Source organism: Pseudomonas fluorescens HK44, assembly GCF_000217955.3.
Taxonomy (GTDB): Bacteria; Pseudomonadota; Gammaproteobacteria; order Pseudomonadales; family Pseudomonadaceae; genus Aquipseudomonas; species Aquipseudomonas fluorescens_AQ.
This window is the reverse complement of sequence record NZ_AFOY02000019.1, coordinates 422738-436486: the sequence shown is the minus strand read 5'-3', so window position 1 is coordinate 436486 and position 13749 is coordinate 422738. Positions and strand designations below refer to the sequence as shown.

12 protein-coding genes and 1 pseudogene are annotated in these 13749 nt (G+C 58.0%); 4 read left to right on the top strand and 9 right to left on the bottom strand.

What is annotated here, in order from left to right; genetic code table 11:
- The first annotated feature begins 163 nt into the window (after positions 1-163).
- Complete coding sequence (locus HK44_RS24540) at positions 164-616, top strand: GNAT family N-acetyltransferase (RefSeq protein ID WP_019694030.1); 453 nt, start codon at positions 164-166, stop codon at positions 614-616.
- A gap of 36 nt (positions 617-652) precedes the next feature.
- On the opposite strand, the gene HK44_RS24535 is transcribed toward HK44_RS24540, so the two are convergent.
- From HK44_RS24535 to HK44_RS24525, 3 genes are read right to left on the bottom strand one after another with little or no spacing between them, the layout of a single operon-like run.
- A complete protein-coding gene (locus HK44_RS24535) occupies positions 653-949 on the bottom strand; it encodes a winged helix-turn-helix domain-containing protein (RefSeq protein ID WP_019694031.1) in 297 nt (98 codons plus the stop codon).
- 35 nt (positions 950-984) lie between these two features.
- Entirely contained in the window at positions 985-1476 is a 492-nt protein-coding gene (locus HK44_RS24530) for a M48 metallopeptidase family protein (protein WP_019694032.1), read from the bottom strand.
- 42 nt (positions 1477-1518) lie between these two features.
- Positions 1519-3642, bottom strand: a complete 2124-nt coding sequence (locus HK44_RS24525) for a putative bifunctional diguanylate cyclase/phosphodiesterase (RefSeq protein WP_019694033.1) — start codon at positions 3640-3642, stop codon at positions 1519-1521.
- Positions 3643-3963: 321 nt separating this feature from the next.
- Here HK44_RS24525 and HK44_RS24520 point away from each other — a divergent pair.
- Both HK44_RS24520 and HK44_RS24515 read left to right on the top strand, forming a co-directional pair.
- Positions 3964-4374, top strand: a pseudogene (locus HK44_RS24520) (polysaccharide lyase family 7 protein).
- A 712-nt stretch (positions 4375-5086) separates the two neighbouring features.
- Complete coding sequence (locus HK44_RS24515) at positions 5087-5911, top strand: aspartyl/asparaginyl beta-hydroxylase domain-containing protein (protein WP_019694034.1); 825 nt, start codon at positions 5087-5089, stop codon at positions 5909-5911.
- 100 nt (positions 5912-6011) lie between these two features.
- On the opposite strand, the gene fba is transcribed toward HK44_RS24515, so the two are convergent.
- From fba to tkt, 6 genes are all read right to left on the bottom strand, one after another.
- Positions 6012-7076: a class II fructose-bisphosphate aldolase gene (gene fba, locus HK44_RS24510; protein ID WP_019694035.1), complete on the bottom strand. Its 1065-nt coding sequence runs from the start codon at positions 7074-7076 to the stop codon at positions 6012-6014.
- 294 nt (positions 7077-7370) lie between these two features.
- A complete protein-coding gene (locus HK44_RS24505; protein ID WP_019694036.1) occupies positions 7371-7706 on the bottom strand; it encodes an MliC family protein in 336 nt (111 codons plus the stop codon).
- 59 nt (positions 7707-7765) lie between these two features.
- Complete coding sequence (locus tag HK44_RS24500) at positions 7766-7987, bottom strand: hypothetical protein (RefSeq protein ID WP_019694037.1); 222 nt, start codon at positions 7985-7987, stop codon at positions 7766-7768.
- A 34-nt stretch (positions 7988-8021) separates the two neighbouring features.
- Entirely contained in the window at positions 8022-9185 is a 1164-nt protein-coding gene (locus HK44_RS24495; RefSeq protein ID WP_019694038.1) for a phosphoglycerate kinase, read from the bottom strand.
- A gap of 25 nt (positions 9186-9210) precedes the next feature.
- Positions 9211-10296, bottom strand: coding sequence for an erythrose-4-phosphate dehydrogenase (gene epd / locus HK44_RS24490; protein WP_019694039.1), 1086 nt, complete (start codon positions 10294-10296; stop codon positions 9211-9213).
- Positions 10297-10472: 176 nt separating this feature from the next.
- On the bottom strand, positions 10473-12470 hold the full coding sequence (gene tkt / locus HK44_RS24485) for a transketolase (protein ID WP_019694040.1): 1998 nt from the start codon (positions 12468-12470) through the stop codon (positions 10473-10475).
- Between the two features lie 273 nt (positions 12471-12743).
- Here tkt and HK44_RS24480 point away from each other — a divergent pair, with 273 nt between their 5' ends.
- Positions 12744-13739 carry an ArsR/SmtB family transcription factor gene (locus HK44_RS24480; RefSeq protein ID WP_019694041.1) on the top strand — a complete coding sequence of 332 codons (996 nt, stop codon included), beginning with the start codon at positions 12744-12746 and terminating at the stop codon, positions 13737-13739.
- Positions 13740-13749: the final 10 nt, after the last annotated feature.

The following is a 13749-nucleotide window of genomic DNA, read 5'->3' as shown; positions in this document are numbered from 1 at the left end:
CATTGAAGCCACAACAAACCGCTACAAAGCAGATTACAAAAAGATGACAACGCCGCGAGAAATGAATGATGGCATTTTGGCCTTTATCACGGTTTTTTATGCCGCAAGACATCCGGCAACGGGACGCTTAGTATCGGAACAACGTTGTTCAAGGAATGTGAAGATGACAATTGATTGGGTCTGCAAACACCACAGCGATCTGGGCAAAGAGCAGTTGTACGCCATTTTGCAGTTGCGCACGCAAGTGTTCGTCGTTGAGCAGAAATGCGCCTATCAGGAAGTCGATGGACTGGACCTGGACGGTGACACCTGCCACTTGATGGCCTGGAACGGCGATCAGTTGGTGGCCTACCTGCGTTTGCTCGACCCGATTTCACAGGGCGGCGACGTGGTCATCGGCCGCGTGGTGATTGCTCCTCAGGCGCGGGGCCTGGGCCTGGGTCATGAGTTGATGAGTCAGGCTTTGATACAGGCTGAGAAATACTGGCCTGAAGTGCCGATCTATCTGTCGGCCCAGGCGCATTTGCAGGGGTATTACGGGCGCTACGGGTTTGTCGTGGTGGGCGAGGAATATCTGGAAGATGACATTCCGCATATCGGCATGCGCCGTTCTTGAGGGCCCCATCGCGAGCAGCGGCAACACCGCAAAAGCTCAGGGGTATTCCAGCACCGCTTTGATCTGCTGCACATGCTGTTCGATCCAGCGCGGATCAATTGCCCCCCAGCTCAGGATCCGATAACGCCCGGCATGGTTGCGCGCGCCCTCTTCCTGCTCGAACTCGCACACGATATCCAGATCGGCCAACGCGGCGATGGTGTCCTGGGCCGTACGCCGCGGCATGCCGGTCACGTCGGTGAGTGCCGGGACGTTGCTGGCCAGACCGCGGTCGATCAGGTACGCCACATACAGGCGGCGGTAAAAGCTGCTTTTGGTCTTGCTGACGTCCATTCACCCGCTCCATGTTCAGACGATCTATTGATCTGCTATTGCATATCCCGCCAGGTGAGGTACACCCGCAAGTCGAACTCCAGCTGGTGATAGCCCGGCAGCATATGCTCGCACAACTTGTAGAAAGCCTTGTTGTGATCGGACTCTTTGAAGTGCGCGAGTTCATGCACCACGATCATTTTCAGAAACTGCGGCGCGGCGTCCTTGAATAACGAGGCGATGCGAATTTCTTTCTTGGCCTTGAGCTTGCCGCCCTGCACCCGCGAGATCGCCGTGTGCAAACCGAGGGCACGGTGGGTCAGGTCGAGACGGTTGTCGAACAGCACTTTGTCGATGGCCGGCGCATTGCGCAGGTATTCCTGTTTCAACTCCAGCGCGTAGCTGTACAGCGCCTTGTCACTCTGCACTGCGTGCTTGTCCGGGTAACGCTGGCTCAGGTAGTCCCCCAGTCGATCCTGATCGATCAACTGGCGCACTTGGTCTTGCAAGGCAGCGGGATAAGCCTGGAGGTACTTCAGCGCGGTCATGGGCCAACAACAGAGTGACGAAAGACCGCCAGTGTAGCGAATTCAGGCAGTCAGCGCGCTCCAGTCAAACGGCTGCGCAAACCCAGCGGCATCCTCGGCCATCAGCGGCCTGGCTACCAGGAAACCTTGCACATACTGGCAACCGTTGGCCTCAAGCCATTGATACTGCGCAACGCTCTCCACGCCTTCGGCGATCACCAGCATCCCGAATTGCTTGCATAACTCAATGACGCTGCGCGCCAGCGCCGCATCCCGGGGTGAATCGAGTATCCGGGCAATCAGGTGCCGGTCGAGCTTGAGCGTGTCCAACTGCAGATCGCGTAAATGAGCCAACGAGCACGGCCCTGAACCAAAGTCATCCAACGCCACGCGCACCCCCAGGTGACGCAACAGACGCAGCTGCTTACGTGACTCATCAACATTTTGTATCAAGGCATCTTCGGTGATCTCAACTTCCAGCTGACACGGCTGCAGCTCATGACGCTCCAGCACCTGACGCAATTCAGTGACCAGGTTCGGCATGCCGAACTGGGTACTGCTCAAGCTCACACCAAGCACCAGATCCTTGGCAAACAGGCTTTCCCAGGCCTTTCGCTGTTGGGCGCCGTGATGGTAAATCCAACTGCCGAGACGACTGATCAGCCGCGCCTCTTCCAGCAGCGGTAAAAACAACCCTGGAGGCACATCGCCAACACTCGGATGCCGCCAGCGCAGCAACGCTTCAAACCCGCGTACGCGACCGTCGGCAATCGCCACCTGCGGTTGATACACCAGGTTGAAATCCTGGTTTTCGATGGCCGTGCGCACGCTGTCTTCAAGCATCAGCCGTGAGCGCGCGCGACCGTTCATTTCATGGTCGTAAAAACGATACTGCTGACGCCCGGCACGCTTGGCCTCGTACATCGCGATGTCTGAGGCACGCAACAAGCCGTCAAGGTTGGAACCGCAATCGGGATAGGTCGCAATGCCGATGCTCGCGCCGAGCACCACATCCAGCCCTTCAATCTGCTGACAGATCGAGATTCGCTCGATGAGCTTCTCGGCAATCTTCGCCGCTTGCTCGGGACACTCCAGATCGAGCAACGCCGTGAACTCATCGCCGCCCATGCGCGCCAGAATATCGAACGGCCGCAGGCAGGCTTTCAACTGCTCGGACACCCAGCGCAGCACCCGGTCACCGGCATCGTGGCCCAAGGAATCATTGACCCGTTTGAAGCCATCAAGGTCCAGGTACAACAAAACCCACGTACCGTCGGAGCGCTCACCACGCAACAACAGGTTTTCGACAGTCTGGTAGAAACCACGGCGATTGAGCAGCCCGGTCAGCGGGTCTGTGACAGCCTGGAACTCCAGCTGTTGATGCAGATGGCGGACTACCGACATGTCGAGCACGGTCACCACCATGGCCTGCTGTTCGGACGGCAATGGCGCACAGGACAGCGCCACCGGCACTTGCTGACCCGGCGCGGTGCGCAGGATTGCATCGTGCACGCGCCAGGTCTCACCCCGTTGATAACCGGCATAAATATCAGAATCAGCCCACACCGGCACGTGCGGTTTTTGCAGGAAGTCCACAAACTCCGCGCCTTGCAATTCGGTGACTGTCGCATTGAGCAGGCGGGACATGGCCGGGTTTGCGAAGCGGATCAGACCATCATCGCCCACCACCAGAATCCCTTCGGCGGCGTTATCCAGCACCGAGGCATTGAAAGCGCGCGCCGCTTCCAGATCCTGGCTCAACCGCTGCAAGGCCCGGCGATTACGCTGGTGCTCAAGCAGGGCCTGGACTTTGGGTTTGAGGATTTGCGGGTCAAACGGTTTGAACAGGTAATCCACCGCGCCGCTGGCATAGCCCTTGATCACCGCATCCTGGGACTGTTCGTTGGCGGTCAGGAAAATGATCGGGGTCAAACGGGTACGCTGGCTACCGCGCATCAAACGCGCCACTTCAAAACCGTCCATCCCTGGCATCTGCACATCAAGCAGCACCAGGTCGATTTCATGTTCGAGTAACAGACTCAAGGCTTCAAAGCCGGATGCCGCGGTCATCACCTGCCAGTCCTGGCGCTGTAACAACGCACGCATGCTGACCAGGTTTTCAGGGTAATCATCCACGATCAATAGAACTGAGCTGCCTTCAACTGACTTGGGTTGCGCGCATTCCATGCTGCTTCTCTTGTAGTGACGTCAGGCCGGTACTGTCGAAAAAAACCGGACAAATACTGCGACTCCACTCTAGACCGGGATATACAAAAGCAGTAGGTGTCATGGCGCCATCACCGACTCAAAGCCCCAGACTCCGACTAACGGTCAGCGACGGAGGCACCGAGACCGGGAAACGCGACATTCCGACAGAGCATTGACGCCAGTTATCCGCCAGACGGGCATTAACAAGCACTCCTTCTACGCTTATAAAGACCGCCCTCTAATGCGCAGGCTAGAGCTTCTGGTACGCGCGCCCAGCTAGAATTCGCGGATACTTTGACCCTGATCGATCTCGCAACCTGGAACCTCAGTGTCCCTGTCGGCAACTCTCCGTACACCGTTGATACCGCCAAACTGGTGGACGGTTTCAAGGATCAATATTTCCATTCCGACACCGGCACACTTCTCTTCTGATCCCCGGTGACCGGCTCTCGTACTGAAAACGCGATTTACTCGCGCACCGAGCTTCGCGAAACCTACAGCAACGGCACCTTGCGCAACTGGCTCTACCCCGGCGGCGCCCTGGGTATCAGCGCCGCCGGCTACTCATGGGACACCCGGATCAGCACCAACTGGCGCGATAAACCGCTGTACTTCAAGGCCGGGGTGTACGTGCAGGACAACACCGGGTACACCAGCGAGGGCGGGAAAGTGACGTTCAGCAAGCTGGATATTGATCACAACAAGAGCTGACGACTTGATCTCAACTCTCCTGATCGTTCCCACGCGGAGCGTGGGAACGATCAGTTCAGTAGGAACTATCCCATTGTGGCGAGGGAGCTTGCTCCCGCTGGGTTGCGAAGCAGCCCCTAACCTTTGCCACCTCATTTCCTCAGACACACCACACCGCCCGGTTTACGACGGCTACGCCGCCGAGCGGGAGCAAGCTCCCTCGCCACAATGACTGCGCAACGGTCCTACCGTCCGGTTGCCGCCCCCAAAATCGCCGCTTACAGTTCATCCCGTCAGCCGACTCCGGTCAGCGGCAGGGTTTCGCAGCCCTAACAACATGGGCCACATCCGCCCCAAAAAGTTATGCTGGCAACCTCTCGCCAGCAGGGTGATTTATGGCGGCTGTCTGTGAGAGATCTTCGGGTCTGCCGGGTTCTCTCGTTGCTCGGTCTGCAAACCCGCGTACAGCTGCCACCCAATTTGTTTCGCAGCGAACGGTGGCAATCTTTCTTTAAACAAGAGGGTGCACCCAATGACTACCCAATACCCGCCCCGCCGCTTTTTTTTTGCTGACGCCGAAGAAAAAACCGCTGCAGCACATCTGAGAACACTTTACAAATAAGAAATATTTATTACACTTCATTACAGGAAAAATTCTTATGATCGCAAATAATGCTGAGCCTATAGGTATTTTTCAAATCTATACCGCACCGCCTCAGGGGAACTGCGTTCCATGAACACTCGAGTCATCCGCAAAAAAGCAGTCTCGGCAATCACTATTCTCGCTATTGCGGCCATTATTTATAGTTTTCCGATAGCCACTCTTTGGTTTGTTATCGTGCTTTGTATTTGCGGTATTTATGATTTCCTACGCAATGGCATCTTCGATACCGACATCATCAAAAAGTATTTTATAGGTGGCGGCCGTAATACATGGTTGCTCGCGCCTTTGAATACCTTTTTCGATGTGCTGTGCAAGCCAAGCCGTTACGTTTACAAGTTGCGCGAGCTTCCCGAAAGCCACCAGCATGACATCAACTACGTGATTGAAACCGCGATGGCTCACAAGGAAGAGATCATTGCATTCCTCGATGCGCGCATGGCCCAGAAAAAGCGTGGCATGTTGTTCTTCCAATGGTATGGCCGCAAGATCGATACCGAACTCCAGATCCCCGCACTTCAGAAAAAACTGCCTTATATTAAGACCATCGGCGTATCGGTTTTCAATGAAAATCAGTCGACCTCCTTTCACTTCGGGCCATTGCGCATGATGTACCGCGTGCTCTACAACATCATGCCGGCCGCTCATCATGACGGTGTGTACATTCAAGTCAGGAAGCAAAAACACTACTGGCACGATGATCCGCTGTTCATCTTTGACGACACCCTGCTGCACGCCTCCTTCAATAAGAATGACGCCAAGCGCTACTGCCTGTTTCTCGACATACTGCGCCCGTCCTGGGCCTCTTTTATCCTGAACGGCATCGTTGCTTCGTTTGCAGGCGCAGCCTTTGCCTTGCGCCGGTTCTTTTACAAAAACTGGAAACTTATTCAGTAAGCATCAACAACGGGAAAAGCCTGCTTACCCCATTGCGATCACCCAATAAAAAACCCGCCTCTCGGCGGGTTTTTTATTAGTGCAATTAAACGTTCAGGTCTTAGTTAACCTTGGCGTTCAACTCACCCTTCAAATAACGCTGGAACATCGCTTCCAACGAGATCGGCTTGATCTTCGAAGCATTACCGGCAGTCCCAAACGCTTCATAACGTGCAATACACACATCACGCATTGCAGTCACAGTCGCGCCGAAGAATTTACGCGGGTCGAATTCGCTCGGGTTGGTAGCCATCAGGCGACGCATCGCACCGGTGGAGGCCAGGCGCAGGTCGGTGTCGATGTTGACCTTGCGCACGCCGTGCTTGATGCCTTCGACGATTTCTTCAACCGGGACGCCGTAGGTTTCTTTGATGTCGCCGCCGTACTGGTTGATGATCGCCAGCCACTCTTGCGGCACTGAAGAAGAACCGTGCATCACCAGGTGGGTGTTCGGGATGCGCTTGTGGATTTCCTTGATGCGGTCGATGGCCAACACGTCGCCGGTCGGTGGCTTGGTGAACTTGTAGGCGCCGTGGCTGGTGCCGATGGCGATGGCCAGGGCGTCGACCTGGGTGCGTTTGACGAAGTCAGCGGCTTCTTCCGGGTCGGTGAGCATTTGGCTGTGATCGAGCACGCCTTCTGCACCGATACCGTCTTCTTCACCGGCCATGCCGGTTTCCAGCGAACCCAGGCAGCCCAGCTCGCCTTCTACCGATACGCCGCAGGCGTGGGCCATGGCTACGGTTTGTTGGGTTACACGGACGTTGTAGTCGTAGTCGGTCGGGGTCTTGCCGTCTTCGCCGAGGGAGCCGTCCATCATCACCGAGCTGAAGCCCAGCTGGATCGAGCGCTGGCAGACGTCAGGGCTGGTGCCGTGGTCCTGGTGCATGCACACCGGGATGTGCGGGAACTCTTCGATCGCCGCCAGAATCAGGTGACGCAGGAATGGCGCGCCAGCGTATTTACGGGCGCCGGCCGAAGCCTGGACGATCACCGGGGAGTCAGTCTTGTCAGCGGCTTCCATAATGGCGCGCATCTGCTCAAGGTTGTTGACGTTGAAGGCTGGAACGCCGTAGCCGAACTCGGCTGCGTGGTCCAGCATCTGGCGCATGCTGATAAGTGCCATGGTGTGTGTCTCTCCCGGTTGAGGGTCGTTAATCGTGCAAGCCTGCCGTAGCGGTGGCTGCTATTCAAGTTAATGCAGATCGGGGGTAAGACCGGCCTGCGAATTCGGTACAACATAAATCTTGTGTGTTACGAAGAACCCTGTGGCGAGCGAGCTTGCTCGCGCTCGGCTGCGAAGCAGTCGTAAACCAATTGACTCGGTCTTTCCGAATCACTGAGTCGACTGGCTTAGGGACCGCTTCGCGCTCCAGCGGGAGCAAGCTCCCTCGCCACAAAAGCTCTGTGATCAGCGGTGTTACTTGGCTTTACAGCCGCGGCCGATCAAATCGTTGGTGGCGACCCAGTACACCAGGCCTTCCTCACCTTTGACGTGAAACGCCAGTTTGTCATCGCTGTACAGCGAACCGCTGCCTGCCGGCTCCAGCTTCAAGCGGTGCACCTGATCGTCACCACCCAGGCGCACGTCAACAGCCTTGTGGCTGTTGTCAGCGTAGTGCCAGAGCACTTGTGCCTGGCTGTCGCAAACCCAGTTCGTCCAGCTATCGGACGCAGCAGGCGACGACGCGAACGGGTTCATTGTGGCGCAACCGGCAAGTACTGCCAGCGACCCCACAGCTATCAAGCCTTTCATCAATGTTCCTCGGCTGGCGGCGCACGCCACCAGCACTGGGAGTGTTTGAGTCAGACCGGTCAAGGGCAACCATGTTCCTTGGCCGGGGTCCGTGTCTCGTATTTATCCAGGCCATCCGGCCCGGAACGCTTGTTGAGCACCGGGTTGGTTTCTGCTTGCCAGTCGGCCTGATAACAACCCTTGTCCGACGCGCCGGCATCCGGTTCCTGCGCGGCTTTCGGGGTACTCCCGCAGCCGGCCAGTACGCCCGCTGCGATCAATGTCGCTAACGTCTTGACCATGTAAACACTCCTTTGCCTGGCCAATGGACGACCCTTAGGCCTTTGCCCGGCTTTCCAGGACTTCAACGGCTGGCAGCACTTTGCCTTCGACGAACTCGAGGAACGCGCCACCGCCGGTAGAAATGTAGGAGATTTGCTCGGCAACGCCATACTTATCGATGGCTGCCAGGGTGTCTCCGCCGCCCGCGATGGAGAACGCCGAGCTATCGGCGATGGCCTGAGCCAGGACTTTGGTGCCGTTACCGAACTGGTCGAATTCGAATACGCCGACCGGGCCGTTCCACAGAATAGTCTTCGACGACTTCAGCAGTTCTGCGAAGTGCGCTGCGGTCTGTGGGCCGATGTCGAGGATCATGTCGTCTGCTGCTACGTCGGCGATCAGCTTGACGGTCGCAGTAGCGCTTTCAGCGAATTCCTTGGCAACCACCACGTCGACTGGCAACGGCACGCTGACTTTGGCTGCGATGGCGCGGGCGGTGTCCAGCAGGTCTGGCTCGTACAGCGATTTGCCGACCGGGTGACCGGCAGCGGCCAGGAAGGTGTTGGCGATACCACCACCGACGATCAACTGGTCGCAGATCTGGCTCAGGCTGTTCAGCACGTCGAGCTTGGTCGAGACCTTGGAGCCGGCAACGATGGCGGCCATTGGCTGGGCCGGGGCGCCCAGGGCTTTGCCCAGTGCGTCCAGCTCGGCAGCCAGCAACGGGCCAGCAGCGGCGACTTTGGCAAACTTGGCCACGCCGTGGGTCGAACCCTCGGCACGGTGAGCGGTGCCGAAGGCGTCCATCACGAACACGTCGCACAGGGCGGCGTATTGCCGGGCCAGCTCGTCAGCGTTCTTTTTCTCGCCCTTGTTGAAGCGCACGTTCTCGAACAGCACGATGTCGCCAGCCTTGACGTCAACACCGCCCAGGTAGTCGGACACCAGCGGTACTTCACGGCCCAGGGCCTTGCTCAGGTAGTCAGCGACGGGCTTGAGGCTGTTCTCGGCCGAGAATTCACCTTCGGTCGGACGGCCCAGGTGCGAGCAGACCATCACGGCTGCGCCTTTTTCCAGGGCCAGCTTGATGGTCGGCAGCGAGGCCAGGATTCGCGCATCGCTGGTGACAACACCATCCTTGACTGGGACGTTGAGGTCTTCGCGGATCAACACGCGCTTACCTTGCAGATCGAGGTCGGTCATCTTCAAGACGGTCATGGGTCGCATTTCCTGGATAGCTGTTTTAGAGAGCAGGTTTTTTAGAAGCAGAGAGCTGAAAGACAGAGAGCTTAATAGCGGTTTGCAGATAGTGTTCTGCAACATCCAGCATTCGGTTGGCAAAACCCCATTCGTTGTCGAACCAGGCCAGCACGTTCACCAGCCGTGGGCCGGAAACGCGAGTCTGACTGGCATCGACGATCGCCGAATGCGGGTCATGGTTGAAATCACAACTGGCGTGAGGCAACTCGGTGTAAGCCAAAAGACCCTTGAGCGGGCCGCTGGTGGCCGCCTCGCGCAGGATCCGGTTGACCTCGGCCGCGTCGGTATCGGTGACAGTTTGCATCGTAATATCGAGGCAAGACACGTTGACCGTCGGCACGCGTACAGCTTTGGCCTGAATTCGCCCGGCAAGTTCCGGCAGTAGGCGTTCTATGCCGCGCGCCAGGCCGGTGGACACCGGGATCACCGACTGGAACGCCGAACGGGTGCGGCGCAGGTCTTCGTGATGGTAGGCGTCGATGACCGGCTGATCGTTCATCGCCGAGTGAATCGTGGTGATCGACACGTAATCCAGGCCAAAGGCCTGATCCAGCAGACGTAACAGCGGCACGCCGCAGTTGGTGGTGCAGGATGCGTTGGACACCAGCCGTTCATCGCCGGTCAGGCAATCCTGATTGACGCCGTAGACGATGGTGGCGTCGACATCCGCCTCGCTGGCCATCGGTTGGGAAAACAGCACACGCGGAGCGCCGGCGTCGAGAAAACGCTGGCCGTCTGTGCGCGTGTGGTAAGCGCCGGAGCACTCCAGCACCAGATCGACGCCCAGCGACGCCCAATCGATGCCTTCGGGGGTGGCACTGCGCAGGACCTTCACGCAGTTGCCCTTAATATGCAGACAATCGCCGTCGACCTTCACCTCGCCGGGAAAACGCCCGTGGGTGGAGTCGAAGCGTGTCAGGTATTCGATGCTGGCCATGTCAGCCAGATCGTTGATTGCCACAATTTCAAACCCGGCCGCCGCCCCTCGCTCGAACAAAGCACGCAAGACGCAACGACCAATCCGGCCGTAGCCGTTGAGTGCAACTTTGTAAGGACGCGGTTGAGGCATGGGGTTCTCGATTACCGTGGTGAATCCGTCAGTTCAACGTTGAATGTTCCATTGTCATCGCGGGCAAGCCTTGCTCCTACGGATAGATGATTGCCACGGGATTCGGGCACGACATAAATCTGTAGGAGCAAGGCTTGCCCGCGATGGTGTCAGAACAGGCAATACATCACCTGGACTTAGTCTTCCAGCAGCTCTTCAGCCTGACCCAGGATGTTTTCCAGGGTGAAGCCGAACTCTTCGAACAAGGCCGGCGCAGGCGCCGACTCGCCGTAGGTGGTCATGCCGATGACGCGACCTTCCAGGCCCACGTACTTGTACCAGTAGTCCGCGTGAGCAGCCTCGATAGCAATACGGGCGCTGACCTGCAACGGCAGAACCGCTTGCTTGTAGCCGGCATCCTGAGCATCGAACACGCTGGTGCATGGCATGGAAACCACGCGCACCTTGCGACCCTGTTCAGTCAGTTTGTCGTAGGCCTGAACGGCCAGGCCGACTTCCGAACCGGTGGAGATCAGGATCAGCTCAGGCTCGCCGGCGCAGTCCTTGAGCACATAACCACCACGGTTGATCAGTTCGATCTGCACCGCGTCACGGGTTTGGTGCTGCAGGTTCTGACGCGAGAAAATCAGTGCCGTAGGACCGTCTTTACGTTCCAGGGCGTTCTTCCAGGCCACGGCCGATTCAACGGCATCGGCTGGACGCCAGGTGTCGAGGTTCGGCGTGCAGCGCAGGCTGGCCAGTTGTTCGATGGGCTGGTGAGTCGGACCGTCTTCGCCCAGACCGATGGAGTCGTGGGTGTAGACGTGGATCACACGCTGCTTCATCAGGGCGGACATGCGCACGGCGTTGCGGGCGTATTCCATGAACATCAGGAAAGTCGCGCCGTAAGGCACCAGGCCGCCGTGCAGGGCAACGCCGTTCATGATGGCGGTCATGCCGAACTCGCGAACGCCGTAGTACATGTAGTTGCCGCTGGCGTCTTCAGCGCTGACACCTTTGCAACCTTTCCACAGGGTCAGGTTGGAACCGGCCAGGTCAGCCGAACCGCCGAGCATTTCCGGCAGCAGTGGGCCGAACGCATTCAGGGCGTTCTGGCTGGCTTTACGGCTGGCGATGGTTTCGCCCTTGGCCGCGACTTCAGCGATGTAAGCCGAAGCTTTTTCAGCGAAGTCTTCTGGCAGCTCACCGCTCAGACGACGAACCAGTTCGTTGGCCAGTTCAGGGAATTCGGCGGAGTAGGCAGCGAAACGTTGATCCCAGTCGGCTTCGACTGCGCGACCGGCTTCCTTGGCGTCCCACTCGGCGTAGATGTCGGCCGGGATTTCGAACGGGCCGTAGTTCCACTTCAGCGCGGTACGGGTCAGAGCGATTTCCGCGTCACCCAGAGCGGCGCCGTGGCAGTCTTCCTTGCCCTGCTTGTTCGGCGAACCGAAACCGATGATGGTTTTGCAGCAGATCAGCGTTGGTTGCTGGCTTTTGCGTGCAGTCTCGATCGCGGTTTTGATTTCTTCCGGGTCGTGACCGTCAACGTTGCGGATCACCTGCCAGTTGTAGGCTTCGAAACGCTTCGGGGTGTCATCGGTGAACCAGCCTTCGACTTCGCCATCGATGGAGATGCCGTTGTCATCGTAGAAAGCGATCAGTTTGCCCAGGCCCAGCGTACCGGCCAGGGAGCTGACTTCGTGGGAAATGCCTTCCATCATGCAGCCATCACCCAGGAACACGTAGGTGTGGTGGTCGACAACGTTGTGGCCAGGACGGTTGAACTGCGCCGCCAGGACTTTTTCTGCCAGGGCAAAACCCACGGCGTTGGCCAGGCCCTGACCCAACGGGCCAGTGGTGGTTTCAACACCCGGGGTGTAGCCAAGCTCCGGGTGACCCGGGGTGCGGCTGTGCAGTTGGCGGAAGTTTTTCAGGTCATCGATCGACAGGTCGTAGCCGGTCAGGTGCAGCAGCGAGTAGATCAACATCGAGCCGTGACCGTTGGACAGGATGAACCGGTCACGGTCGGCAAACGATGGATTGCTCGGGTTGTGCTTGAGGTAGTCACGCCAAAGCACTTCGGCGATATCCGCCATCCCCATAGGGGCACCGGGATGGCCGCTGTTGGCTTTTTGCACGGCATCCATGCTGAGGGCACGAATGGCGTTGGCACGCTCACGACGGCTGGGCATCGCTGTTCTCCTGCTGATACTGAATCGAGAGTGAATAAAACGAAACGGAAAAAAGGCGAGCATTTTCCCTCAGCGGACAGCCTCGGGGCAATGACAGATAGTCATCTGGAGACGTTTTTCCAATGGATAACGCAGGTTTCTACTGGTGAAACCTTTCCGCGCTTCGTTTGTAGAGTGAAGCACAGCCCCGGAAGTGCCATCTATCGAGCAATATCAAAACTTTTTGATATTGGCCTTGCAGGGATTTCAGCGCATCACTAGACTGCTGGCCTTATGAACTTACGCGTGCCTTCCATTCGCCATGACGATTGCGATGAGCTGGCGGCCTTGTGCAAGGCCGGCGGCGATCCGTTGCGGCTGAACGTTTTGCGCGCACTGGCCAACGATTCGTTCGGCGTACTCGAGCTGGCGCAAATCTTCGCCACCGGCCAATCGGGCATGAGCCACCACTTGAAGGTGCTGGCCCAGGCCGACCTGGTAGCGACCCGCCGTGAAGGCAACGCGATTTTTTACCGGCGCGCCCTGCCCCACACCGAATTGTTGGGCGGCAAGCTGCACGCGGCACTGCTAGACGAAGTGGACAACCTGACCCTGCCCAGTGAAGTACAGGCGCGGATCAGCCAGGTCCACGGGCAACGAGCCGCTGCCAGTCAGGACTTTTTCTCACGGGTTGCGGAAAAGTTTCGCGCCCAGCAAGACTTGATCGCCGGCTTGGCGCAGTACCGCGAAAGCGTGCTGGCGCTGCTCGACAAGTTGAGTTTCAGCGAAGGCGCCACCGCCATTGAAGTCGGTCCCGGCGACGGCAGTTTTCTGCCGGAACTGGCGCGCCGCTTCAATCAGGTCACGGCGCTCGACAACAGCCCGGCGATGCTCGAACTGGCGCGTCAGGTCTGCGAACGTGAAACGCTGGCTAACGTCAGCCTGCAATTGGCCGATGCATTGGATGGCGTAAGCCTTGAGGCCGATTGCGTTGTACTGAACATGGTGTTGCACCATTTCGCCGCGCCAGCCGATGCGCTCAAGCACATGGCCGGTTTGCTGCAACCAGGCGGTAGCCTGTTAGTGACAGAGTTATGTAGCCACAACCAAAGTTGGGCCAGGGAGGCCTGCGGTGATCTTTGGTTGGGGTTTGAACAGGACGATTTGGCCCGTTGGGCCACCGCTGCGGGACTCGTTCCCGGGGAAAGCCTCTATGTAGGCTTACGTAATGGTTTCCAGATCCAGGTCCGCCATTTTCAGCGACCGGCTGGCGACACTCACCATCGGTAAATTTCAGGAA